At 63.2% G+C, this 25,886-nt stretch carries 15 protein-coding genes and 1 pseudogene; 11 read left to right on the forward strand and 5 right to left on the reverse strand.

Annotated elements, in window-relative coordinates:
- Positions 1-87: 87 nt before the first annotated feature.
- The gene (locus tag B5E41_RS06930) at positions 88-705 is read right to left on the reverse strand and encodes a flavodoxin family protein (RefSeq protein ID WP_088392170.1); all 618 of its coding nucleotides are present in this window, start codon (positions 703-705) and stop codon (positions 88-90) included.
- 121 nt (positions 706-826) lie between these two features.
- On the opposite strand from B5E41_RS06930, the gene B5E41_RS06935 reads away from it, so the two are divergent.
- The 5 genes and pseudogenes from B5E41_RS06935 (at position 827) to B5E41_RS06955 (ending at position 7,164) form a co-directional block, all read left to right on the forward strand.
- Positions 827-2,788, forward strand: coding sequence for an ABC transporter ATP-binding protein (locus B5E41_RS06935; RefSeq protein WP_176439346.1), 1,962 nt, complete (start codon positions 827-829; stop codon positions 2,786-2,788).
- Between the two features lie 199 nt (positions 2,789-2,987).
- The gene (locus tag B5E41_RS06940; protein WP_088392172.1) at positions 2,988-4,886 is read left to right on the forward strand and encodes an ABC transporter ATP-binding protein; all 1,899 of its coding nucleotides are present in this window, start codon (positions 2,988-2,990) and stop codon (positions 4,884-4,886) included.
- A 107-nt stretch (positions 4,887-4,993) separates the two neighbouring features.
- A complete protein-coding gene (locus tag B5E41_RS06945; RefSeq protein WP_064812033.1) occupies positions 4,994-5,293 on the forward strand; it encodes a hypothetical protein in 300 nt (99 codons plus the stop codon).
- Between the two features lie 343 nt (positions 5,294-5,636).
- A pseudogene (locus B5E41_RS06950) lies at positions 5,637-5,975 on the forward strand (LacI family DNA-binding transcriptional regulator); the annotation flags it as partial.
- Positions 5,976-6,126: 151 nt separating this feature from the next.
- Positions 6,127-7,164, forward strand: coding sequence for a LacI family DNA-binding transcriptional regulator (locus tag B5E41_RS06955; RefSeq protein ID WP_088392174.1), 1,038 nt, complete (start codon positions 6,127-6,129; stop codon positions 7,162-7,164).
- 10 nt (positions 7,165-7,174) lie between these two features.
- Here the strand turns inward: B5E41_RS06955 and B5E41_RS06960 are convergent, their stop codons facing one another.
- Positions 7,175-8,467 carry an MFS transporter gene (locus B5E41_RS06960; protein WP_088392176.1) on the reverse strand — a complete coding sequence of 431 codons (1,293 nt, stop codon included), beginning with the start codon at positions 8,465-8,467 and terminating at the stop codon, positions 7,175-7,177.
- Between the two features lie 138 nt (positions 8,468-8,605).
- On the reverse strand, positions 8,606-9,805 hold the full coding sequence (locus tag B5E41_RS06965; RefSeq protein WP_088392178.1) for a multidrug effflux MFS transporter: 1,200 nt from the start codon (positions 9,803-9,805) through the stop codon (positions 8,606-8,608).
- Between the two features lie 256 nt (positions 9,806-10,061).
- Here B5E41_RS06965 and B5E41_RS06970 point away from each other — a divergent pair, with 256 nt between their 5' ends.
- Positions 10,062-10,766 (forward strand): TetR/AcrR family transcriptional regulator, encoded by a 705-nt coding sequence (locus tag B5E41_RS06970; RefSeq protein ID WP_088392180.1) that lies wholly within the window; start codon positions 10,062-10,064, stop codon positions 10,764-10,766.
- A 12-nt stretch (positions 10,767-10,778) separates the two neighbouring features.
- Here the strand turns inward: B5E41_RS06970 and B5E41_RS06975 are convergent, their stop codons facing one another.
- Positions 10,779-11,219 (reverse strand): response regulator, encoded by a 441-nt coding sequence (locus tag B5E41_RS06975; RefSeq protein ID WP_088392182.1) that lies wholly within the window; start codon positions 11,217-11,219, stop codon positions 10,779-10,781.
- Between the two features lie 283 nt (positions 11,220-11,502).
- Between B5E41_RS06975 and B5E41_RS06980 the strand changes: the two genes are divergently transcribed.
- The gene (locus B5E41_RS06980; RefSeq protein WP_088392184.1) at positions 11,503-12,042 is read left to right on the forward strand and encodes a L,D-transpeptidase family protein; all 540 of its coding nucleotides are present in this window, start codon (positions 11,503-11,505) and stop codon (positions 12,040-12,042) included.
- A gap of 55 nt (positions 12,043-12,097) precedes the next feature.
- Here the strand turns inward: B5E41_RS06980 and msrA are convergent, their stop codons facing one another.
- Positions 12,098-12,805 carry a peptide-methionine (S)-S-oxide reductase MsrA gene (gene msrA, locus B5E41_RS06985; RefSeq protein ID WP_088392186.1) on the reverse strand — a complete coding sequence of 236 codons (708 nt, stop codon included), beginning with the start codon at positions 12,803-12,805 and terminating at the stop codon, positions 12,098-12,100.
- Between the two features lie 198 nt (positions 12,806-13,003).
- Between msrA and B5E41_RS06990 the strand changes: the two genes are divergently transcribed.
- The 4 genes from B5E41_RS06990 to B5E41_RS07005 all read left to right on the forward strand — a co-directional run bounded on the left by B5E41_RS06990 (position 13,004) and on the right by B5E41_RS07005 (position 25,877).
- Positions 13,004-18,472: an alpha-2-macroglobulin family protein gene (locus B5E41_RS06990; protein ID WP_088392188.1), complete on the forward strand. Its 5,469-nt coding sequence runs from the start codon at positions 13,004-13,006 to the stop codon at positions 18,470-18,472.
- Positions 18,472-20,553, forward strand: coding sequence for a penicillin-binding protein 1C (gene pbpC, locus B5E41_RS06995; RefSeq protein ID WP_088392190.1), 2,082 nt, complete (start codon positions 18,472-18,474; stop codon positions 20,551-20,553). Before B5E41_RS06990 ends, pbpC begins: the two co-directional genes overlap by 1 nt.
- A gap of 60 nt (positions 20,554-20,613) precedes the next feature.
- Positions 20,614-23,220, forward strand: a complete 2,607-nt coding sequence (gene treY, locus B5E41_RS07000; RefSeq protein ID WP_088392192.1) for a malto-oligosyltrehalose synthase — start codon at positions 20,614-20,616, stop codon at positions 23,218-23,220.
- A 134-nt stretch (positions 23,221-23,354) separates the two neighbouring features.
- Positions 23,355-25,877 (forward strand): heavy metal translocating P-type ATPase, encoded by a 2,523-nt coding sequence (locus B5E41_RS07005; protein WP_088392194.1) that lies wholly within the window; start codon positions 23,355-23,357, stop codon positions 25,875-25,877.
- Positions 25,878-25,886 lie beyond the last annotated feature (9 nt).

Consider the following 25,886-nt stretch of genomic DNA (forward strand, 5'->3'; position numbering starts at 1 on the left):
ACGGCACCCCTGGCAAGAGCTTTATTATCTCTTGTTTTAAACCGTTGATCAGATTTTAGATTTTGTGCGCCGCGCCAGCGGTCGCCTTCAGCCGCCTTCGCCCGGATATTGCTTCGCCTTCAGCAGGCCCGCCAGATGCGCGGTGTTGCGCGCCAGCATGTCCACGGCTTTCGTCACGACCTTCGGCACCTTGTCGAGATCGACGAAATTGGTCGAGCCCATCGCCTCTCCGACCCAGTAGGCGACGGCATTCGCCGGAATGGTGAAGCCGACATCGTTCAGGGCCTGGTAGAGTTCGGCCGACACGTGATGGGCGCCGTCCTCGTTGCCGACGACGGCGACGGCCGCGACCCTGCCGTAAGACACCATACGGCCCTGATCGTCCGTCTCGTCGAGAAAGGCGTCCATGCGCTCGAGCACCCGCTTGCAGACGCTGGAGGGCTGGCCGAGCCAGATCGGCGTCGCCATCAACAGAATATCGGCGGCGAGCACCTTGGCGCGAATGCCGGGCCAGTCGTCGTCGGCGCCTTCTTCCGACGTGACGCCCGGCTTGATGTTGAAATCGGCAAGCCGCAGCACTTCGGTCGCAACACCGTATTCAGCCATCGCCTTGTCGATGAGAGCGATCATCCGCTCGGTCGACGACGGATCCTTGGCGTCGCTCGCCTTCAGCGTCGCGTTGAGAGCAAGGGCTTTCAGCGGCATGGGTCTCTCCGTAGCGGTTGCCTGACGGGGGTTTGCTGCTGCAACCCACCCGCGCGCCCATTGTTCCGTAGGGACGCGCGGGGAGCCTCACGTAAAAATAACCAGTTGGTGAATTCTTTACTTGAACGCCCAGTTGGAATCGGCAAAAATGATGGTGCTATCAATCCCTTCATGGATTTGCCGTCTTTTCGGGCCAGCGTCCGAGCACCACATCTATTGGAAAAATACCGTGAGCAGCGATGCGTCAACACGCGCGACGAAGCCTTCGGCTTCGATGGCGCTTGCAACTGCGGCAGGCTGGGGCAGAGGCCTCTATACACTGGTGCGCATCACCGTGATGGCCTTCCGCCACCCCTGGCAGGCCGGCTTTGCGATCGGCGCCACCCTCATCGCCTCCACCTTCCAGCTGATGATTCCCCGGCTTCTCGGCCGGGCCGTCGACCACACGCAGATGGCGATGGGCGGCGGCGCGGCCGGCCAGGCGGCGCAGGACGCGCTTCTGACCACGGCGCTGCTCTTGCTCGGCGCCAGCGTGCTGCGCGGCCTCTTCACCATGGTGCAGAACTATTTCAGCGAATCCGTCGGCCACCACATGGGCTACGAGCTGCGGCTGGCCTGCTACGAGAAGATCCAGCGCCTCTCCTTCAGCTTTCACGACACGGTCCATTCCGGCGATCTGATTACCGTCGGCCTGCTCGATCTCGAAGGCGTGCGCATGTATTTTTCGACAGCGCTGGTCCGCATGATCCTGCTGTCGGTCCTGATCGGCATCGGCGCCTATATGCTGCTGTCGACCGATGTCGTGCTCGGCCTGCTGGCACTCTCCTTCGTGCCCTTCGTCGGCTGGCGTTCCTCGGCGACGCAGCTCAGGCTGCGCGCCACCTGGCTCGACCTGCAGGAGCGGCTTTCGGTGCTGACCCGGATCATGGAGGAGAATCTCGGCGGCATTCGCGTCGTGCGCGCCTTTGCCGCCCAGGAGCACGAACTGACGAAATTCGAGGCGGCATCGAAAAACGCGCTCGCGCTCGCCCATCAGCGCGTCGGCATCCGTGTCGTCAACACCAGCGCCATGACCTTCTCCTTCTTCGCCGCGATGGGTCTGGTGCTCTGGGTCGGCGGCGGCAAGGTGATGGCGGGTGAGATCACCGTCGGCACGCTCGCCTCGTTCCTGACCTTCATGACCATCCTGCAGATGCCGGTGCGCCAGCTCGGCCTGATGGTCAATGCCTTTGCCCGCGCCTCCACCTGCGGCTCGCGCCTCTTCAACCTGCTCGACCTCGACATCTCGATCAAGGACGCGCCGGATGCCAGGGAGCTTGCTTTAACGGAGGGCGTGCTGCGCTTCGAGAATGTCAGCTTCGCCTATCCCGGCGCGGAAAAGCGCACCGTGCTCCACGACGTCTCCTTCGAAGCCCGGCGCGGCCAGACGATCGGCATCGTCGGCCCTCCCGGCAGCGGCAAGTCGACGATCGCCCATCTGATCCCGCGCTTCTACGATGTGACCGGCGGCAGGATTACCATCGACGGACAGGACATCCGCAAGGCGACGCTGCAGTCGCTGCGCCGTTCCGTTGCCGTCGTGCAGCAGGACTCCTTTCTGTTCACGACGACGATCGAGAACAACATCGCCTATGGCGATCCCTGGGCAAAGGAAAGCCGCATCGAACGCGCCAGCGAAAGCGCTCAGCTGCACAATTACGTGCTCGGCCTTCCCACCGGCTACGGCACCGTCGTCGGCGAGCGCGGCGTGTCGCTCTCTGGCGGTCAGCGGCAGCGGCTGTCGATCGCCCGGGCGCTGATGCTGAGGCCGGCGGTGATGGTGTTCGACGATTCGACGGCGGCAATCGACGCGGCCACCGAGCAGCGCATCCGCAGCGCCATGCGCCGCTATGCCGCCGACCGCGTGACCATCATCGTTGCCCACCGCCTGAGTTCGCTGATGCATGCCGACCTGATCCTGTTCGTCGAAGACGGAAGGATCGTCGAGCGCGGGACGCATCAGGCGCTGCTTGCCCTCGGCGGTCGATACAAGGCGCTCTACGAGCTGCAGGTACGACCGGGCGACGAAGTGTTGAGCGCGTAGTTCCCTCTTCTCCCCGCTGGAGAGAAGTGCCGAGCAAAGCGAGGCGATGAGGGGGCGAGGCGCGGTAGCGAAGGGCAAACGGAGGGCGTGCCGTGCGGCCCCCTCATCCGCCCTTCGGGCACCTTCCCCCCGCTGGGGAGAAGCGGACAAGGAATTCACGCGCGGACCACCTCGAGTGATGGCCGCAGGAGGAACGACGATGGCCGAGGAACTGGAAACCGAGCGTCCCGACATTCGCGAGGATGGACGCCGCCCGCCGCGGGCGGTGGTCGGCTCGCATCGCGTCGAGGAGGAGATGTTCGGCAGGGCCTTCGACGGCAACATCATCAAGCGGATCTGGGCTTTCGTTCGCCCCTACCGCACCCAGGTCCTCTGGGCTGTTGTCGCCGTGCTGACCTTCACAACGATGCAGTTGCTGATCCCGCTGATCATCCGTTACGCCATCGATCACGGCATGTCGCCGGGCGGCAATCATGCGGCGCTGATCTGGGCAATCGCGGCTTTTGCCGTCGCCATATCAATCAATTATGCGGCAAGCTACGCCCAGGAAACGCTGGTCGGCAATGTCGCGGAAGAGGTGCTGTTCGACATCCGCAAGGCGATGTTTTCGCATCTCCAGCGGGTTTCGCTCTCCTTCATGGACAAGACCGAAGTGGGGCGGCTGATGTCGCGCCTGCAGGGCGACGTCAACTCGATGCAGGAATTCCTCGAAACCTCGGTGCTGTCGGTCGGCGATATCGTGCTGCTCTTCGGCATCGTCTTCGTCATGCTCTATCTCGATTTCAAGCTGGGGCTGCTGACGCTTTCGGTGCTGCCAGTGCTCTTCGTCGTCCGGCTCTTCTGGCTGCCGCTCGCCCGCAAGTCCTTCATGGCCGCGCACGAGACCAATTCGGTTGCGGCAGGGGCGCTCGCCGAAGCGATCCACGGCGTGCGCGCCGTCCAGAGCATGGACCGCCAGGGCGTCAACTTCACGCTCTATGACGACAAGGCGCATGCCAATCTCAAGACGCATCTGACGGCGGCGCGTTATGCCCAGGTGATGGTGCCGATCGTCGACAGCCTGACGGGTGTGGCGATGGCGCTCGTCATCGTCGTCGGCGGCGCCCGCGTTCTCAACCAGGCGCTCGATCTCGGCGTGCTCGTCGCCTTCCTGTTCTACATCCAGCGCTTCTTCGATCCGATCCGTTCGCTGACCCTGCAATATTCGGTGATGCAGCGCGCCATGGCGTCGGGCCAGCGGTTGACCGAAGTGCTCGACGTGCCCGTCGACATCAAGGACGCCCCTGACGCCAAGACATTGTCGCGCGACATGGACGGTTCGGTCGAATTCAAGGATGTCGTCTTCGGCTACAATCCCAAGCATCCGGTGCTGAAACATGTGAGCTTCAAGGTCAACCCGGGCGAGACGGTGGCGCTTGTGGGTCCTACGGGATCGGGCAAATCGAGCTGCATGTCGCTGATCCATCGCTTTTACGACGTGCAACAGGGCCAGGTGCTGGTCGGCGGCCACGATGTGCGCAACCTGACGCAGGATTCGCTCGGAGCGCAGATCGCGATGGTGCTGCAGGAGCCCTTCCTCTTTACCGGCACCGTCTTCGAAAACATCCGCTATCACAAGCTGGAAGCGACCCGCGAGCAGGTGATCGAGGCGGCGAAAGCCGTCGGCGCGCATGATTTCGTCATGCGCCTGCCCGATGGATATGACAGCATTCTCGGCGAGCGCGGCGGCAATCTCTCGCTCGGCCAGCGCCAGCTTTTGAGCTTTGCCCGCGCCCTTGTGGCGGATGCGAAGATCCTGGTGCTCGACGAGGCGACCGCCAACATCGACAGCTATACCGAGATGCTGATCCAGAAGGCGCTGGTAAAGCTGCTCGAAAACCGCACCGGCCTCGTCATCGCCCATCGCCTGGCGACGATCCGCGAAGCCGACCGCATCATCGTGCTGCAGAACGGCGAGATCATCGAAAGCGGCGACCACCGCCAGCTGATGAAGAACGGCAAGCTCTATTCCCGGCTCTATAACCTCAACTACGCCTCGTTCGACGATATTCCCGAGGACGTACTGGAAGATACGACGGCGGCGCAGTCGGCGACTTGATGGCGCCTATGACTTGAATTAACCACTTGTCGCAAAGTTTGAACGAACAAACGCGTTGCTGCCGCATTTCCCTTTTATCCGGGGCAAATGCCACTGAGGAGAATGTCATGAAGAGAATCATTAGCAGCCTGTTGATCGCGACGGCCCTTGTTGGATCGGCTATCCAGCCTGCTGCCGCGCGTGACCACCATCACCACAACAATACTGGCCGAGTCATCGCCGGCGGCGTTGCCGCGGGTGTGGTGGGCGGCCTGATCGGCGGCGCGATCGCCAATAGCGGCCCGCGCTACTACGTCGATGGCCCTCGCTATGTCGAGCCGGCGCCGAGGTGCTGGTATGAGGACCGCGACGTCCGCAACCGCTATGACGGCTATTACCATACCGAAACCGTGCGGGTCTGCGAGTAGCCCCTGAATTGTTGCGGCGGCGTTGGTTTTAATCGCCCCCGGTTTGTCTCCAGCCGAGGCTGCCTCCCGCAGCCTCGGTTTTTTTATTCAATATCAGCGACATCCCTCCAAGAGATGAGCCCCATCCGGCTGCTGCGCACCCCTCCCCAACCCTTCCCCTCAAGGCGGAGGGGCTAACACGCTGCGCCAACTGCGCAGACGTCAAGCTTTCTGCGGATGCAAAGGGTGAAGCGGATGCGAGGGCACGCCAGCCGGCATGCGGGCGAGAGCACCTTCGCAAAAAATCCCGCTCATCCCGCCGCCTGTCATCCGGCTGTCAGAGACAAGCAATAGCTGACAGCCGATGAATGATGGCCCCGTGACCGACGGCAGGATGCCGAAAAAAGAGCGCATGCGTTTTGTCAGCGCCGAGCAGGTGGCGAAGCTGGCGGGGGTTTCGCGTTCCGCCGTATCTTGCACCTTCAGGCCGGGTGCAAGCGTTGCGCCTGCAACGCGCGAAAAGGTGCTGCGGGCGGCTAAGGAGCTCGGTTATCACGTCAACGATCTGGCGCGCGGCGTGCTTGCCGATCAGAGCCGCCTTGTCGGCATCGTCGCCACACGGCCGGAGTTGGGTTTTCGTGCGCATCTGGCCGCCGCCCTTGCCAAAGCCCTGATCCGGCGCGGCAGCATTCCGATCCTCATCAAAGTCATCCCGGAACTCATCATTCGTCAGAGCTTCAAGCCTTAGCTTTTCGCAGGCGCCATCCTGTGGCAAGAAGGATCTGGCAATCGAGGCGTAACGTCCCTTGCGCGTTTCCATCGCGCGGCGTCGTCAGGGAGGAAGATCGCTGCAGATGAAAGGAATTCGCCAGCTCGCCGAGCATCTCGACATTTCGATCGGAACGGTGTCCCGGGCGCTGAACGGCAAGCCGGATGTCAATGAAGACACGCGCCGGCGCGTGCTCGCCGCCGCCGAAGAGCTCGGTTATGTCGCCAACCAGTCGGGCCGCAGCCTGCGCCAGGGCATGACCAACGTCATCGGGCTGATGCTCGAGGTCAGTCGCGAAACGGTCGAAAACAGCGACGACTTCTTCCTCGGCGTCACCGACGGGCTGCAGAGCGTCTTTTCCCGCCACAAGCTCGATCTGGTCATGCTGCCCTGCCCCGACGACGAGGATCCGCACGAATATCTGAAGCGCATGGTGGCGCGCCGCCTTGTCGACGCGCTGATCATTTCGGCGACGCGGCGCACCGACCGGCGCATCGAGCTTCTGGAAAAGGCCCGCATCCCCTTCGTGGCGCTCGGCCGCAGCGCGTCCGGCGGCAGCTACACCTGGATGGACCTCGATTTCGAAGGCGTGGCGGCGCGCGGCGTCGACCGGCTGGTCGCCAAGGGCCATCGGCGGATTGCGGTGGCTGCCCCCTCCTCCGACATCAATCTCGGCTATATCTTTCTCGACAGCTACCGTCAGGCGCTGCAACGCCACGGCCTTGCCTTCGACCCGGCGCTCGTCATCCGCGTCAAGTCGAGCGAACAGGGCGGCTATCAGGCCGGCCATGAATTGCTGATGATCGAAGACCGGCCGACCGCGATCATCCTGATCCACGAGCTGATGGCGATCGGACTTTACCGCAGGCTGACCGAGGCCGGCATCGTGCCCGGCCGCGACCTCGCCGTCGTCGGCTTCCGCGAGGAGCCGCGCACGCATTTCCTGCAGCCGTCGCTGACCTCCTTCCGCATGTCGCTGCGCGATCTCGGCGCCCAGCTCGGCGAAACCCTGCTCGCCACCATGCCGGCCTATGCCGATCATTACCCGCAGGGCGCCCGAAACAGGATCTGGCCGATGGAGCTCGTTCCGGGCGAAAGCGACGCCTTCACGCTGTCGGCTTGAAGCACACTGCTCAGACCCGGCTTGGTGCCGCCGAAGCTTCGCGGCTCGTCAACTGGCGCGTCACGAAGAAGACCAGCAGGGCGCCCGCCGCAAGGCAGGCGGCGAGGAAGAACATCGGCGCAATCGTGCTGCCGCTTTCATCCTTGATCCAGGGCACGACGTTCTGGGCGACGAAGCCGCCGAGATTCCCGACCGAATTGATGGCGGCAAGCCCGGCCGCCGCTCCCGCCCCTTTCAGGAACCGTGAGGGCAGGCTCCAGAACACGGGCTGCGGCGCGAAGATGCCGGCGGCGGCGACGCAGAGGAAGGCGAATTGCAGCGTGTGGTTCGGGATCAGCGCCGAGAGCAGCAGGCAGGCGGCGCCGATAAACGCCGGAATGACGATATAGGGCGTCTTCGATTGAGCCTTGTCGGCCATGGCGGGAACGGCATAGAGCGCGACGGCGACCAGCAGCCAGGGAATGACGTTGAGGAAACCGTTCACTGTATTGCTGACGCCGAAGGCCTTAACGATGGTCGGCAACCAGTAACTGAGCCCATAGGCCGACAGCGGAAAGGCGATATAGCAGAGCGCCATCAAGAGGACGCGCGGGTCGACGAGCGCCTTGAAGCCGTTTCCGGCATTTTCGTCCATGCCGGCATTTTCCGAGGTGAGCCGGCGTTCGAGCCAGTTCTTCTCCCCACTGTTGAGGAAGCTCGCGTTTTCAGGCCGGCCGGGAAGATAGAAAAAGGTGACGATGCCGGCGATGACGGCCGGAATACCGGTCGCGAGGAACACCCATTCCCAGCCGGCAAAGCCGTAGAGACCGTCGAGATCCAGCAGCGCGCCGCCGAGCGGTGCGCCTACCGCATTGGCGATCGCGCTGAAGATCATGAACAGCCCGACCATCCGGCCGCGATAGGCCGAAGGGAACCACAGCGTCAGAAGGTAGAGGACGCCGGGAAAGAAGCCGGCTTCGCAGACCCCGAGCAGAAAACGCAGGATATAGAACATAGCCGCGTTCTGGGTGAAGGCAAGCGCGATGGTGACGAGCCCCCAGGAGACCAGGATGCGGGCGAACCAGACACGCGCACCGAGCCTGTCGAGGAAGAGATTGCTCGGCACCTCGAAAAGAAAATAGCCGATGAAGAAGAGGGAGGCGCCGAGGCCATAGGCATATTCGCTCAAACCGAGCGCATCGACCATCTGCAGCTTGGCGAAGCTGACATTCTGCCGATCGATATAGGCGATGAGATAGAGGATGCCGAGAAACGGCATCAGCTTCCAGATGATTTTCGAGATCAGCCGCTTCTCGTCGACCATGCATATTCTCCGCAATGACAATGTCGTTAGACGCCTAGATAGCGCTATCGACCAATATTCAATTGTGCGAAGTATTTTCTCCGACGCCGCAACCCTGATTGGTGGCCGCAACCGACAACCGGCTACGGCCTGTCCTGATCATTCGGCGGCGGCGACCGCGGCGCGGCGGCCGATCGTGGCCTGCGTCAGCACGAAGGCCAGGAAGGCGCAGGCGGCGATGCCGGCGGCCATCGGGACAGCGGTGCCATCGAAGAACAGGCTCGAGATCACCATGGCAACGGCGGCGATGACGAAATGCAGCGTGCCCATCAGCGACGAGGCAGTGCCGGCGATTGCGCCGTGATCCTCAAGGGCGAGCACCGCGCTCGTCGGGATGACGAGGCCGAGAAAGCCGTAGCCGATGAACAGGAAGGTCGCCATAACAGGCAGCTGGTTGAAGCCTGAAGCCATCACCACCGCCATGACGATCATGGCCAGCGCAAAGGCGCTGACGGCAATCCGCATGACGCGCACCAGGCCGAAACGCTCGCCGAGCCAGCCCGTCGCCTGCGATACCGAGAAAAAGGAGACGGCATTGATCGAGAAGGCGAAGCTGTATTCGGTCGGCGTCAGCCCGTAATGCTGGATCAGCACGAAAGGCGAGTTGGCGAGATAGACGAGGAAGCTCGAAATGCCCAGACCGCCGATGAAAGTCAGCGTCAGGAAATTGCGATCGGCGAGCAGCAGGCGATAGGCCTTCATGGCGCTGCCGAGGCCACTGCCATTGCGCTCCTCGACCGGGCGGGTTTCCTCGAGCTGGGTGGAAAGCAGGAGGAGGCCGATCACCGCGGCACCGGTCACGGCCCAGAATACGCCGCGCCAGCCGGAGAGCTCGATGACGGCGCTGCCCGTCAGCGGCGCCAGGATCGGCGAGATCGAGAAGACCAGCATCAGCAGCGACATCAGCCGCGCGGCCTGGACGCCGGTATGCATGTCGCGGACGATGGCGCGGGGGATGACCATGCCGGCGGCACCGCCGATGCCCTGGACGAAACGGAAGGCGATCAGCGTTTCGATATCGGTCGCAAATGCGCAGCCGATCGACGCGACGGCGAAGAGACCGATACCGAAATAGAGCGGCAGCTTGCGGCCCCACATATCCGACAGCGGCCCGTAGACGAGCTGCGCAAGCGCAAAGGAGATGAAGAAAGCGAGCAAGGTCAGTTGGGTGACGCTGTTATCGGCATGCAGGTCCTGGCCGATGGAGGGCAGCGCAGGCAGATACATGTCGATGGCAAAAGGACCGATGGCCGACAACAGGCCGAGAATGAGGGCAATGCGAAAGAAGGAAGCCGTCATAATGGTGATCTTTCGTAAAAGCGCAGCGGAGGCGCCGGATCGTCGCTCCGCACTCTTTGGAATCGACGCATCGTGCTCTCCGAAAATCAGTCCGATTTTCGCGCCGATGCGCTGGGTTCAATGATGATCGTTCGCGCGAAGACGAAGTTGGGAGCTCATATCTTCAGCGGCGGAACCAAGGGTGTCAATAAATTTGGACACGCTTGTAAAGTTAGACGCCATTGTCTAAACCGTCAAGACGTCTTATCTTCGCTCCATGAAAGACAGCGTGACACCGGCAGGCCGGATGGCGGGGCATACGCAGCGTGGACAATGCGCCAAGCGTATGTCGATCCTCGATGCCGCCGCCGACGTCTTCTGCCGCAAGGGCTTTGCAGCCGCCAGCATCGACGAGATCGCCGCCGTTGCCTGTGTCTCCCGCCAGACGATCTACAATCATTATCGGGAAAAGGAGACGCTGTTCGTCGCCGTCGTCGAGAACGTGATGAACCGCGCCAACGCCACGCTCTTTTCCGTGCTGTCGACCTTTCCTGACAGCGCCGACGATCTGGAGGACGGTCTGACGGCGTTTGCGGTGCGCCTCAACAAAAACTGCATCTGCAATCATGACGGAAAATTCCTGCGCAAACTGGTGCAGACGGAGGGTGAGCGATATCCGCACCTCTTCGAAAGCTGGCGCCAGCAGGGGCCGGGCAAGCTGACCACTGCGCTTTCCGCGCTTCTCGCGCGCCTTGCCCACAGTCAAGCGCTTGCTATCGATGATTTCGACGTCGCCGCCCGGCAGTTCGTGGCGCTCGCCAATGCCGACCTGCAGATGATGACGCTGTTCGGCGGCACACCCACCAATGAAGAACTGGAAAAGGCGGCGCGCAATGCCGTGCGGACCTTTCTCAAGGCCTATGGCAACCCGAAGGCCGAAAAGGGCGCCGGAGAGCCGCAGCTCGCGGCCATGTCCGGCTGATCTCCCTTGCGATCACGTAAAGACCGTCATCTGCGCCGGCACGACCGCGAAGCGGCCGACACGGCGCGCGGCAAGATATTTCAGCAGCTGTTCGACAAGCGAAGGCATGACCGGCTTCTGGACGACGCCGACCGCTCCCTTGACACCGCCGGCGACGGTCTCGGGATTGCCGGTCATGAACACGACGGCGAGACCATGCTCTTCCGCCAGCCGCCTGCCGAGCTCAGGCCCGGTCCGGCCATCGGCGAGATTGACGTCGACGAAGGCGATATCGGCGGACGGCGCCAGCCGCAGCGCCTGTTCGCGATTATTCGCAAGGCCTGCGACCTGCATGCCGATACCTTCCACCGTCGCGCCGAGATCAAGCGCGATCAGGAATTCATCTTCGACGATCAATACTCTCTGCTTCATGAGATCATCTCGTTGGCAGCTCCGCACGACATTGGTGGCCATGATCCGTCCTCTTGTTACGCACATACTTCGAAAGAAGGAGCCGCTTGGCAGTCGTCCCTGCCGAAACTCATTGTCGTAACGGGAAACCTGACGATATGTTCCGCGGTGGAACGCGATTTTCGCCATTTAACCTATTGTTAACGTTGACAAATCCTTAAACACGAAGCCGACAAGGCAAAAACCCGCCGCTCAATCACGTTGAATTTCAACCGCCTACTTCTGGATGAGAGCGGGCAATGATACGATCGGATCATTCCATGGAACTCGGCGATCGAGGATCACGTTGCGAACCAAATTTATCGTCCTGGTCATCGTGGCCGTCAGCCTTTTCGCCTATACCAAAGTGATGGCCAGGATCGGTTCGGGCTCGCCGCCCGCGGATGCACCGCCGGAGCAGCGCGCCGACCTCATTCGCGTTTACAAGTCCGAACGCCGCATGGTCCTTTTCAGGGGAGACGCTCCGATCTCGACGTATCAGATTTCGCTTGGAAGTGCCGCCGATGCGGGCCCCAAACAACGCGAAGGCGACGAGAAAACACCGGAAGGGCGTTATGAAATAGACTGGCGCAATCCAAAATCCGTGGCCCATCTCAGCCTGCACATTTCCTATCCGAATCCGAAAGAGCAGCATGAGGCTGAAGTAGGCGGCTATCCGCCCGGCGGCAGCATCATGATCCACGGGCTGCCCAATGGCTGGGGCCTGCTCGGAGGAATCCATCGCCTATGGGATTGGACGGATGGCTGTATCGCGGTCACCGATGCGGAGATGCGCGATGTCTGGGCTCGCGTTCCCGACCATACGCCCATCGACATCATGCCTTAAGCGAGTGCGATCGATCCAGTCCACCGGCATCAACCCCGAGACCGACAGGCTCAAATCAGCCCTTGGTCTTCCCGACGAGCATCGGCTGGCTGCGGTAGTCGGCGGGAAACAGCGACTTCAAATTCTCGATCTTCGGCAGGTCGTTGTAGACGATATAGGGATAGGTCGGATTGCGTGTCAGGAAATCCTGGTGATAGGCCTCGGCGGGATAGAAGCCGCGCGCATCCGATACCTTGGTGACGATCGGCTTCGGGAAGACGTGCGCCTTGTCGAGCTGATCGATGTAGCGTTCGGCCACCTCTCGCTGCTCGGCAGCGGTGACGAACAGCGCCGAGCGGTACTGGGTGCCGCGATCCGGTCCCTGGAAATTCAGCTGCGTCGGGTTGTGCGCCACGGAGAAGAAGATCTGGAGCAACCTGCCGTAGGTCACCTTCTTCGGATCGAACCTGACCTCGACGGCTTCAGCGTGACCGGTCGAGCCGGTGCTGACCGTTTCGTATTGCGCCGTTTCAGCCTCGCCGCCGGCATAACCGGAGACGGCGTTCTCGACGCCGTTCACATGCTGGAAAACACCCTGGACGCCCCAGAAACAGCCGCCGGCAAAAATGGCGGTCTCGGTGCCGGACCCGGCGGTCTCGTCCATGGCGGGCGGCGGTATCACAACCGCTTCCTCGGCCGCACCGGCAGCACCGGCGCCGAGTGTGAGAATGGTGGCGGCAAAGACCCCGGCAAGGCTATTGCGGCGGCGCGACGACATCGACATTGCACGACCTCCTGACGATCACTCAAATCCTTGCTCATCCTTGCAAAAGCGGCAAATCACAAGGCGTTCACTCACGCCGATGTGACAACCAGATGAAAGCGTGTGTTTGGAGATGAAACACCGCTCAAGTTGAGTTGACAATCGCATGAGGAGTGAGGAGAGTGCCGCCGATCAGAGCCAGCATTCCGGGGGGAACCTATGTCCGTGCGCTCTTTCTTTGCTTTCGCCATTATCGCGTTTTTTTCCGCCATCGCCATCGGCCTTCCAGCCGCCGCTGCGGAGACCAAGCGTGACATCCAGACGATAAAAGACGCCGATTTCTTCGGCTTCGATCTTCGCACCGAGCAGAACGTCTCGCTCGACCAGTGCAAGACCTCCTGCATCGGCGACAAGAGCTGCAAGGCCTTCACCTACAATCCCAAGGTGAAATGGTGCTTCCTGAAATCAGATTTCAAGACGATGAACGCCTTCCCCGGCGCCATCGCCGGCAAGATCGTCGAGACATCAGGCAAGCAGGAGCCGGATCTCGGGGCCGCACCGCGCCTGACCTTCCTGAGCAACGACCTCGTCCAGCAGGCGCATGACTTCAAAGACAATCTCGCGCTTGCCGACGACCAGCAGGGCCAGGGCGTCGACAGCCTGACGGCCAACGCCCGCATCGACCTCACCGGCAACAATCTGGCCGAGGCGCTGAAGTCCTTCCATGGCGCGCTGTCGATCACCCCTGACGACGCCGATCTCTGGCTCGAAACCGCCCGCGCCGCCGCTTCGCTCGGCAGCGCCGAGAGCAATACATCAGGCCAGGCCGTGCTCGACGCGCTGAACGGCTACGAGCTGACGCGCACCAAGCCCAAGCGCGCCGAGGCGCTCGCCGTCCTCGCCGACGCCCTGAACCGAAACGCCAATTACCGTCCGGCACTCGACGCCTACAAGGCGAGCCTGGCGCTGGTTGCCTCCGAGGATGTGCAGGCGGCCTACCTGCAGCTGAAATCGACGCAGGGCTTCCGCATCACCGAACATACGGTCGACGCCGACAGCGCCACGCCGCGCGCCTGCGTCACCTTCTCCGAGGCGCTGATCAAGACCACCGACTACACGCCTTTCGTGACGCTGAACGGTGAGGCGCCAAAGGCGGTCGAAACCAAGGACAAGCAGATTTGCGTCGAGGGCCTGACTCATGGCCAGACCTACAAGATCGCCTTCCGCACCGGCCTGCCGTCATCGGTCGACGAGACGCTCGATGCGCCTGTTACCATCGACGTCTATATCAAGGACCGCAGCCAGATGGTGCGTTTCACCGGTGACAGCTTCGTGCTGCCTTCGACGGCGCGCCGCGGCATTCCGATCGTCTCGGTCAACCTGACCTCGGCCAACCTCAAGCTCTACCGCATCGGCGACCGCGCCATCGCGCCGCTCTTGACCAACTCGCAGTTCCTGACCCAGCTCGACGGCTACAGCGCCCAGAACATCGAGGATCAAAGCGGCGAACTCGTGTGGCAGGGTTCGATCGACATCGCCAACGAGCTCAACAAGGACATCATCACCAGCTTCCCCGTCGATGAGGCGCTGCCCGAGCGCAAGCCCGGCATCTATGTGCTGACGGCGACGGCGCCGAACGGCCCGGCGCAGGAGTGGGATTCGCAGGCGACACAATGGTTCCTCGTCTCCGATATCGGCATCAGCACTTATGCCGGCACCGACGGGCTCAACGTCTTCACCCGCTCGCTCGCCTCGGCCAAGCCGATAGCAGGCGTCGAATTGCAGCTGCTTGCCAAGAACAATGAGGTGCTCGGCACGGCAACGACCGACGAAAACGGCCGCGCGACCTTCACCGCCGGCCTGATCCGCGGCACGGCGGCGCTGACGCCCGCCGTCATTACCGCCAAGAACGGCGCGTCGGATTATGTCTTCCTCGATATGACACGCGCCGGCTTCGATCTCTCCGACCGCGGCGTCACCGGCCGGGCCTCACCCGGCGCGATCGACGTGCTGACCTTTACCGAACGCGGCATCTATCGCGCCGGCGAAACGGTGCATGCGCAGGCTCTTGCCCGCGATACCGACGGCAATGCCATCGAGAACCTGCCGCTCACCTTCATCTTCAGCCGGCCGGATGGCGTCGAAGACCGCCGGATCGTCAGCCAGACCAGCAATCTCGGCGGTTATTCCGTCGATTTCGCCACCCAGGAAAACGCCATGCGCGGCACCTGGACGATGAACATCTATACCGATCCGAAGGGCAGCGCGATCGCCAGCAAGAGTTTCCTGGTCGACGATTTCGTCCCCGATCGTACCGACATGGAGATCAAGACCGAGGCCAAGGAGATCGGCCCGGACACGCCGGCGAACATCACCATCTCAGGCAAATATCTCTATGGCGCTCCGGCCGTCGGCCTGACGCTCGAGGGCGACGTCGTCGTCAAGCCGACGCGTGAGAGCGCCGCCTATAAGGGATTCTTCTTCGGCCTTGCCGACGAGGAGGCGAACGAGGATTCGCGTCTGCCGATCGAGGGGCTGCCCGAACTTGACGAAAATGGCGAAGCTTCGACCGACCTCACCGTCGGCGAGCTGCCGGCAACGACGCAGCTGCTCAACGCCACCGTTTATATACGCATGCAGGAAGCGGGTGGGCGCGCCATCGAGCGCTCGCTTGTCCTTCCGGTGAAGAGCGAGCGCGCCTCGATCGGCATCAAGCCGGAATTTTCCGACGAGCTGCCCGAGAATTCCGTCGCCAACTTCACGGTGATCGGCGTCAATGCCGAGGGACAGAAGCAGGAGACGAAGGGCCTGCGCTGGAAATTCTACAGCCTCAACCGCGAGTACCAATGGTATCGCGAAGGGACGGCCTGGAAATACGAGCCGGTTTATACCGCCGAGCAGATTTCCAACGGCAGCGTCGACGCGACGATGGATGGCGGCAAGATTTCCGTGCCGGTGACCTGGGGCCGCTACCGCCTCGAAGTGGAAAGCCCTGACGCCGACGGCCCGACCTCCAGTGTCGAATTCGACGCCGGCTGGTTCGTCGCCTCGACGTCGACCGAAACGCCGGACGGCCTGGAAATCGCCCTGGATAAGGACAGCTACAAGATCGGCGAAACCGCCAAACTGAAAATCACGTCGCGCTACGGCGGCGAACTGATGGTGACGGCCGGAACAGAAAAGCTCGTTGCCGTAGAGAACGCCACGATCGGCGAGACCGGCGGCGAGATCGACATCCCGGTCACGGCGGACTGGGGCGCCGGCGCCTATGTCACGGCAACACTCTTCCGCCCGGGCGACGCGCAGGACAGCCGTATGCCGATGCGCTCGATCGGCATCAAGTGGCTGAAGGTCGACCCCGAACAGCGCGCGCTTGATGTGAAACTCGATACGCCGGAAAAGATGCTGCCGCGCGGACCGCTTGATATCAGCCTGCAGGTGGCGGGCGCCGGCGCCAACGAGGATGCCTATGTGACGGTTGCCGCCGTCGATGTCGGCATTCTCAACCTGACGCGTTACGAACCGCCGAACCCGGAAGACTGGTATTTCGGCCAGCGTCAGCTCGGTCTCGAGATCCGCGATCTCTATGGCCGGCTGATCGACGGCTCGCTGGGTGCGACCGGCAAGCTCAGGACCGGCGGCGACGGCGGCGCCATTGCGCTGCAGGCAAGCCCGCCGACGCAGAAGCTCGTCGCCTTCTTCTCCGGCCCGGTCAAGCTCGACTCCGAGGGCAAGGCGAAGGTCTCCTTCGACATTCCGCAGTTCAACGGCACGGCGCGCGTCATGGCGGTCGCCTGGTCGAAATCAGGTGTCGGCCACGGCGTCAAGGACGTGATCATCCGCGATCCCGTGGTCGTGACAGCGAGCCTGCCGAAATTCCTCGCCCCTGGCGACAAGGCCAATCTGCGCCTCGACATCGCCAATACCGATGCGCCGGCCGGCGACTACAAGCTGCAGCTGACCGGCAATGACGCGGTCGGCATCGAAGCAGCATCCGCCGCGCAGACGATCCGCCTCGAAGCCGGGGCGAAATCCGAACTGACGCTTTCGCTCATCGGCAAACAGCCGGGCGCCGGCAGTGTCTCGATCAACCTGTCCGACGCCTCCGGCCTTTCGCTCGACCAAACCGTCGATGTGCCGGTTCGTCCGGCATCCCTGCCGATCACCCAACGCCGGGTGCTGGCGCTGAAGCCGGCGGCCAAGCTGACGGTCGACAAGAACCTGTTGGCCGACAGCGTGCTGCCCGGCGCCTCGATCAGCGTCAACGTCACCCGTTCGGCGGCATTCGACATTCCGGCGCTGCTGATGACGCTCGACCGTTATCCCTTCGGCTGCGCCGAGCAGACCACCAGCCGGGCGCTGCCGCTGCTCTACTTCGCCGAAGTGGCGAAGCAGGCCGGCATCGAAAACGACGACGACGTGCACAAGCGCGTGCAGGACGCGATCTATCGCGTGCTCTCCTACCAGGCCTCGGCCGGCAGCTTCGGCCTCTGGGGACCGGATTCCGGCGACGTCTGGCTCGATTCCTACGTCACCGATTTCCTGACGCGGGCCCGCGAAATGAAATATGACGTGCCGGAAAAGGCCTTCGTGCAGGCCCTCGAAAACCTGCAGAACACCCTCTCCTACACCACCGACATCAAGGGCCAGGGCGACCAGATCGCCTATGCCATCTATGTTCTTGCCCGCAACAAGAAGGCCGCAATCAGCGATCTGCGTTATTACGCCGATACGATGATCAATGACTTTCCGACGCCGCTTGCCAAGGCGCATATCGCCGCCGCACTGGCGCTTTATGGCGACGCCCAGCGTTCGAAGAACATTTTTATCGACGCGCTGCAGATGTCGCAGCAATCGATGGTGTCGCGCGTCAACCTCTCGCGCACCGACTACGGCACGATCCTGCGCGACGGTGCGGCGATCCTGGCGCTCGCCGCCGAAAGCCGGCCGGTGCCGCCTGTCGTTCCGGATCTCGCCAAGGCCGTCGCCAAGGAATGGGGCCGCAGCAAATACAAGAGCACCCAGGAAGAGGCCTGGATGCTGCTTGCCGCGCGGGCCCTCCAGGGCGGTGATGACGGCCTGAAGATCGATGTCAACGGCGCGGCGCATAGCGGCGCCTATATGGCGCGCATGACCGGCGATGCGCTCGCCGATCATCCGCTAACGCTGACCAACCAGACGAACGACTCCGTCTCGGCTGTCGTCACCACCGTTGCCGCCCCCACCGTGCCGCTGCCGGCCGGCGGCGACGGCTTCCTCATCGAGCGCAGCTACTACACGCTCGACGGCGAGGAGGCCAATGTCAGCGAGGCAAAGCAGAACGAGCGTTATGTGGTCGTCATCCACGTGCGCGAAACCAATGACTGGCAGTCGCGCATCGTCATCACCGACCTTCTGCCGGCCGGGTTCCAGATCGACAATCCGAACCTCGTCGACAGCGCCCAGATGACGAATTTCGACTGGATCGGCGAAATATCAGCCGCCCATACCGAATTCCGTTACGACCGCTTTGTCGCCGCCTTCAACCGCGCACCGGGCGACGAGCGTGAATTCAACGTCGCCTATGTCGTACGCGCCGTCACCCCCGGCACCTACGACCATCCGGCCGCAAGCGTCGAGGACATGTACCGGCCGGAGCTTTCGGCCCGCACGGCGACCGGCAAGATGGAGGTCGTAGCAGCACAATAATGAGGCTGTGGCACAAGTTCGCGATCGGCTCCGCCGCCGGCATCCTGCTTGCCGGCGCGGCTCTCTTCGCGCTCGACGCCGCCGACCGGGCCTTTCCGCCGCCGCTCGACAAGGCTGATGTGGTTTCACCCGAGGTGCTGGATGCCGATGGGCAGCTGCTGCGCGCCTTCGCCACGCCAGAAGGCCGTTGGCGGCTGAAGACTGTGGTCGCCGATGTCGATCCGCAGTTCCTGCGCATGCTTGTTGCCTATGAGGATCAGCGCTTCTACGATCACGGCGGCATCGATCTTTGGGCGCTCGGGCGTGCCAGCCTGCAGTTCGTCCGCAACGGCCGCATCGTTTCCGGCGCCTCGACGCTCTCGATGCAGGTGGCCCGGCTGATCGAGCCGCGCGCCGAACGTTCGTTTTCGGCAAAACTCCTGCAGCTCGCACGCGCCGTGCAGATCGAACGGCGGCTGTCGAAGGAAGAGATCCTCGACCTCTATCTCACACATGCGCCCTATGGCGGCAACCTCGAGGGCGTGCGCGCCGCAAGCCTTGCCTATTTCGGCAAGGAGCCGCGCCGCCTGACGGTGGCCGAGGCGGCGCTGCTGGTCGCCCTGCCGCAATTGCCGGAACGGCGTCGGCCGGACCGCAATCTGAAGGCGGCGCAGGAGGCGCGCAAACGCGTGCTCGATCGCGTCGCCGTGGCCGAGGCCGTCGGCGATGGCGAGGCGGAACGAGCCGAAGCTGTCGCCATTCCGCCGCGACGCCTGCAATTGCCTGCCTTTGCCGCCCATCTCGGCGAAGCCGCATTGCGCAAGGAGCCTCTGGTCCTCAAGCATCAGACGACGTTGAAGAAGCAGGTGCAACAGGGGCTGGAATCCGTGGCGCGCGCAGCCGCGACGAAACTCGGGCCCAAACTTTCGCTCGCCATGGTGATGGCGGATGCGCAGACCGGGGCGATCGTCGGCGAAGTCGGCTCGGCCGATTATTTCGATGCGAGCCGCTCCGGCTGGATCGACATGACGCGCGTCAACCGTTCGCCGGGCTCGACGCTGAAGCCTTTCATCTACGGGCTCGCTTTCGAGCAGGGCCTCGTCTCCCAGGAGACGATCATTGAAGACCGGCCCGCCGATTTCTTCGGCTACCGGCCGCGCAATTTCGACATGAGCTATCAGGGTGATGTCACCGTCCGCGAGGCCTTGCAGCTCTCCTTGAACGTGCCGGCCGTCAAGCTGCTCGACGCCGTCGGGCCGTCGCGCCTGCTGGTGCGCTTCCGCCGCGCCGAGGTGCGCCCGGCCCTGCCGCCGAATGAAACGCCCGGACTGGCGATCGGTCTCGGCGGCGTCGGCCTCACGCTGAAGGATCTGGTGCAGCTTTATACGGCGCTCGCCAATCGCGGCCAGCCGGCAAGGCTCGGCGACGGTGTCACCGGCACACCGGGCAAAATCGACAGCGAACCGCTGCTGGAGCCGATCGCCGTCTGGAACGTCGCCGATATTCTCTCCGGCGTCATTCCCCCCGCCGGCGCGCCGCAGCGCGGCATCGCCTATAAGACCGGCACGAGCTATGGCTATCGCGACGCCTGGTCGGTCGGCTATAACGGCCGTTACGTGCTCGGCGTTTGGGTCGGCCGGCCCGATAACAGCGCCGTCCCGGGTTTGACCGGCTACGGCACCGCCGCCCCCATCCTGTTCGAGGCATTCGCCAAATCAGGCATCGCGACCACACCCTTGCCGCGCCCCCCGGCCGGAGCCGTGCGCATCGCCCAATCGGAGCTTCCGATCAGCCAGCGGCGTTTTGCGCTGAATGCCAGCGGCCTGCTCGTCGCCTCCTGGCGCGAACCCGCGCCGCAGATCGTCTATCCGCCCGAAGGCGCCCATATCGATCTCGGTGCAAAAGGCGGCGATCTGTCGCCATTGATGCTGAAGCTGCAAGGTGGCCGTGCGCCCTTTCGCTGGCTTGCCAACGGCAAGCCCTTACCCGATCTCTCGCGCCGGCGCACGCAGCAATGGCAGCCCGATGGCGGCGGCTATTCCAAGCTGACCGTCATCGACTCGGCCGGGCGCGCCGCAAGTGTGGGCGTTTTCATCGACTGAAGGAACCAAAGTCCGGAGGCAACCGTTGGAAGAAATCTCCCTCTAACGTCAGGCGGGCTCATGACATTTCCGACAGCGACCTACCGGATACAGTTTCGCAACGGCATGACCTTCGATCGCGCCTGCGGTCTCATTCCCTATCTGAAGACGCTCGGTATCAGCCACCTCTACGCCTCACCGATTTTCACCGCCGTCAGCGGTTCGACCCATGGCTATGACGTCACCGACGCCAACGAGATCGACCCCGCGCTCGGCGGCCGGACAGGTTTCGACCGGCTGACCGAGCGCCTCGCCTTGGCGGGCATGGGCCTCATCCTCGACATCGTCCCAAACCATATGGCCGCCTCGCCGGAAAACGGCTGGTGGCGCGACGTGCTGGCATTCGGCCGGCAAAGCGCCTATGCCGGTCATTTCGACATCGACTGGCGCGAACCGCTGACCCTGCCGCAGCTCGGCCAGCATTTCGAAGAGTCGCTGGCTGCAGGCGAATTGCGTCTTGTGCTCGACGAGACGCACGGCAACTTTGCCTTGGCGTACTTCCACACCTTGTTGCCGCTGAACCCCAACAGCTACGGTGCGCTCGCCAACCGCCTCGACGACCCGGTCGCCATGCGAATGGCGGAGGCAGCCGTCACATCGGGCGCGGATTTTGCCCGGGCGCTGCGCGATATCCTCTTCGAAGGCGGCGATCGGGCGATCCTCCGGCAAAAACTCGAGGACGTTTCGTCCGATCATGATTTTCTCAGAAGCCTGCATGAGGAACAGTATTGGCGCCTGACCCATTGGAAGGAGGCGGCGCGGCATCTGAGCTATCGCCGCTTTTTCGAAGTGACCGGACTGGTCGGCACCCGCGTCGAAGATCCCCCGGTGTTCGACGACCTGCATCGGCTGGTGCTTGAGCTGGTGCGCCAGGGCAAGGTGCAGGGCCTGCGCATCGATCATGTCGACGGGCTTGCCGAGCCCAAGGCTTATCTCGACAGGCTTCGGGCAGCGGTCGGAGCCGATATCTATATCGTCGTGGAAAAGATCCTCGGAGCAAGCGAGGTGCTGCCGGAGAGCTGGCCGGTTGCCGGCACCACCGGATATGAATTCATCGCCGCGTTGAGCGAACTCTTCATCGATGCTGGCGGACTGCGCATATTGGACGACGCCTATCGCAGCCTCGCCGGCGAAACGGGTGATCCCGAGGCGGGCCGGCGGCTTGCCAGGCGACAGATGGTGGAGCGCAATTTCGCCGGGGAGACCGCCAGGCTGGCAGCGATCGCGGCGGGCATCTTTCCCGAACTCAACCGAGGAGAGATCGCCACCGCGCTCGGGGCGCTGCTGATCGCCTTTCCCGTCTACCGCACCTATGGCGACGGCGGTCCGCTCTCCTGGCAGGATTCGGCCGTCCTTGCCGCGACCGCATCGCAAGTCATGGCAGAACTCGACGACCGGCGGGCGCTCGATCATGTGCTGAAGCTTCTCGAAGGCAGAATCGAGGGCGATGCGGCTCATGAATTCCGAATACGCTTCCAGCAATTGAGCGGGCCGGTCATGGCGAAGGCGACCGAGGATACGCTGTTCTACCGCTATAACAGGCTGCTTGCCGCAAACGAAGTCGGCAGCGAACCGGGCAAGCCGCCCGAGGGCCTGGACGGCTTCCATCGCCGCATGGCCGAACGGGCGCGGCTGCAGCCGCATGGGCTTTCGGCAACGGCGACCCACGACACCAAGCGCGGCGAGGATGCGCGCGCAAGGCTCTATGCCTTGAGCGAAGGGGCGGATGTTTTTGCCCAGGCGGTGGCGCGTTGGCGTGACATGAACCGGCCGTGGCTGAAGGATCTGCCAGATGGCGTTGCACCGGAGCCGAATACCGAATGGATGTTGTATCAGGCGCTTGCCGGCGTCTGGCCGGAGGATTTCGACAGAGGGCAGATGGAAGAGCTTCGCGCCCGCTTTACCAACTACGCGGTCAAGGCGGTGCGCGAGGCCAAATTGCGTACTGCCTGGACGGAACAGGATGGTGCGTATGAAGAGGCCGTCACAAATTACGCCGCGGCGCTGGTGTCGCCGGACAATGACGCCTTTCTCGAAGATTTCGAAAGCGTGCTGCAGCCCTTCATTGCGGCGGGCTACGTCAACAGCCTGTCGCAGACACTGCTGAAGCTGACGGCACCCGGCATTCCCGACATTTACCAGGGCGCGGAAGGTTTCGATTTCAGTCTTGTCGATCCCGACAATCGCCGACCTGTCGACCACGAACAGCTGGCAGCCTGGCTTGACGAAGCCGGACCGATCGCCAAGCTTCAGGCGGCGGCGTTGAAGCAGCGCATCATCGGGATCAGCCTTCAATTGCGTCGGCGGCAGCCGGCTCTGTTTTCGAAAGGCGACTATCTGCCGTTAAAGGCGACGGGCAGCCGGCGTGACCATCTGCTCGCTTTTGCCCGTGTGCAGGATGGTGATTTCGCGATCATCGCCGCGCCCCGGCTGATGTTCGGCTGGCTCGACCCTGGCGTGCTGTTTGCCGGTCCTGAATTCTGGGAGGATACTATGATCGCCGTCCCCTCCCCTCTTTACGGCATGAAGGCAGATCTGCTGACCGGAAAGACGATCGAGCCAGGGGGCAGCATTTCGGTCTCTGCCCTGCTCGGTACCCAGCCGGTCGGGCTCATCAGCCCGATCTGAAGATCGCGCGCCGTCAGCTCTGCAAGCGAGTGGCGGTCGTCGAAAAATCGATCTCGCCGAAATTAGCGCTTGACCTTCCAGTTGCTGGAAGGTCGATAACTCTCTCCAATGCCCTGCGGGCTTAGGAGACAAGCATGAACATAAAACACGACCACCATCACGGCCACGCCCATGGCGATGATGATCATGGCCATTGCAGCCATGATCAGGGGAAGGTCGCCGACACGGTCATTCGTGATCCCGTCTGCGGCATGACCGTCGATCCGGAAGCCGGCAAGCCCACCCTTGCGCATGCCGACCGCCTTTACCATTTCTGCGCCGAAAGCTGCCGGACGAAATTTGCGGCCGCACCCCAGGATTACCTGACAGCGAAGGACCCTGTCTGCGGCATGACCGTCGATCGTTCGGCGGCCAAACATTTCCTGAGGGTCGAGGGCGAGAAATTCTACTTCTGCTCGGCCGGCTGCAAGACGAAATTCGAAGCCGACCCCACGGCCTATCGCGACGGCAATCGCCCGGCAGCAAAGCCGGCGCCGAAGGGCACGCTCTATACCTGCCCGATGCATCCGGAGGTCATCAGCGACCGTCCCGGCGACTGCCCGAAATGCGGCATGGCGCTGGAACCGATGGGTGTTCCTCCCGCTGACGAAGGCCCGAACCCGGAACTTGTAGATTTCACCAAACGGCTTTGGGTCAGCGCCATCCTTGCGCTGCCGCTGCTGGCGCTCGGCATGGGGCCGATGCTCGGCCTGCCGCTCCGGGAAGCGATCGGCGAACCGCTGGCGACCTATATTGAGCTAGCGCTGGCAACGCCGGTCGTGCTGTGGGCCGCGCTGCCGTTCTTCCGCCGCGCCTGGGCGTCTGTCGTCAACCGAAGCCCGAACATGTGGACGCTGATCGGCCTCGGCGTCGGCACCGCCTATGTCTACAGCGTCGTCGCCACGCTTGCGCCCGGTCTTTTCCCGATGAGCTTTCGCGGCCATGGCGCCACCGTGCCTGTCTATTTCGAGGCGGCCGCCGTCATCGTCGCCCTGGTCTTCGTCGGCCAGGTGCTGGAACTGAAGGCACGCGAGCGGACCGGCTCGGCAATCCGCGCTCTGCTCGACCTCGCGCCGAAGACGGCGCGGCGCATTGACGCCGATGGCAATGAGAGGGACGTGCCGGTAGAGGAAATTCAGACCGGCGACCGGTTGCGGGTGCGCCCGGGCGAGCGCGTACCGGTGGATGGTTCCGTCCTCGAGGGCCAGTCGACCGTCGACGAATCGATGATATCGGGGGAGCCTCTGCCCGTCGAGAAGGCGACGGGCGACGGGCTGACCGGCGGCACGATCAACAAGAACGGCTCCCTCGTCATGTCGGCCGAGAAAGTCGGCGCAGACACGGTGCTGTCGCGCATCGTCGACATGGTCGCCAAGGCGCAGCGTTCGCGGGCGCCGATTCAGGGCGCCGTCGACCGGGTGTCGGCCGTCTTCGTGCCCGCCGTCGTCGCCATAGCCATCCTTGTCTTCGTCGTCTGGGCCGCGATCGGGCCGGAGCCAAGCCTGGCAAACGCGCTGCTTGCCGCCGTCGCCGTTCTGATCATCGCCTGCCCCTGTGCGCTCGGCCTTGCGACGCCGATGTCGATTATGATCGCGACCGGGCGCGGCGCTGGTGAAGGCGTGCTGATCAAGGACGCCGAAGCGCTGGAGCGCTTTTCCAAGGTCGACACGCTGATCGTCGATAAGACCGGCACGCTGACCGAAGGCAAGCCTGTGCTCACCGACATCTTCGCCGTCGGCGGCGTCGAGGAGAACCGGCTGCTGTCGCTGGCCGCGAGCCTTGAGCGCGGCTCCGAGCATCCGCTGGCCGAAGCGATCGTTGCCGGCGCCGAAGAGCGCAGTGCCGCCTTCGTGGAGGTGAGCGGCTTCGAGGCGAAGACCGGCAAGGGGGTCCAGGGCATAGCGCACGGTACAAGCGTGGCGCTCGGCAATGCGGCGCTGCTCGCCGATCTCGGCGCCGATCCGTCGGCGCTGTCGGAGAAGACCGAAGCCCTGCGCGGCGATGGCAAGACGGTGATGTTCGTGACGCTTGACGGCAAGCTTGCCGGTCTCGTCGCCGTCGCCGACCGGATCAAGCCGACGACGTCAGCCGCCATCAAGGCGCTGCACGACAGCGGGCTGAAGATCATCATGGCGACCGGCGACAACGAGCGCACGGCGCGTGCGGTGGCGAAAAGCCTCGGCATCGACGAGGTCCGCGCCGACGTGCTGCCGGAAGGCAAGAAGGCGCTGATCGACGAACTGCGCTCCAAAGGCGCGGTGATCGCCATGGCCGGCGACGGGGTCAACGACGCCCCGGCACTTGCGACCGCCGATGTCGGCATCGCCATGGGCACCGGCGCCGATGTTGCAATGGAAAGCGCCGGCATTACCTTGGTCAAAGGCGATCTCAACGGGATCGTCAGAGCGCGGCGGCTGGCGGAGGCGACGATGCGCAATATCCGCCAGAATCTCGGCTTCGCCTTCGGCTATAATGCGCTCGGCGTGCCGGTCGCCGCCGGGGTCCTCTATCCCGTTTTCGGCTTGCTGCTCTCGCCGATGATCGCGGCGGCGGCGATGAGCCTCTCGTCTGTATCGGTGATATCAAATGCGCTGAGACTGCGCTTTGCAAAATTATAGGAGACGGCC

This window comes from Rhizobium esperanzae (assembly GCF_002204185.1).
Lineage (GTDB): Bacteria > Pseudomonadota > Alphaproteobacteria > Rhizobiales > Rhizobiaceae > Rhizobium > Rhizobium esperanzae.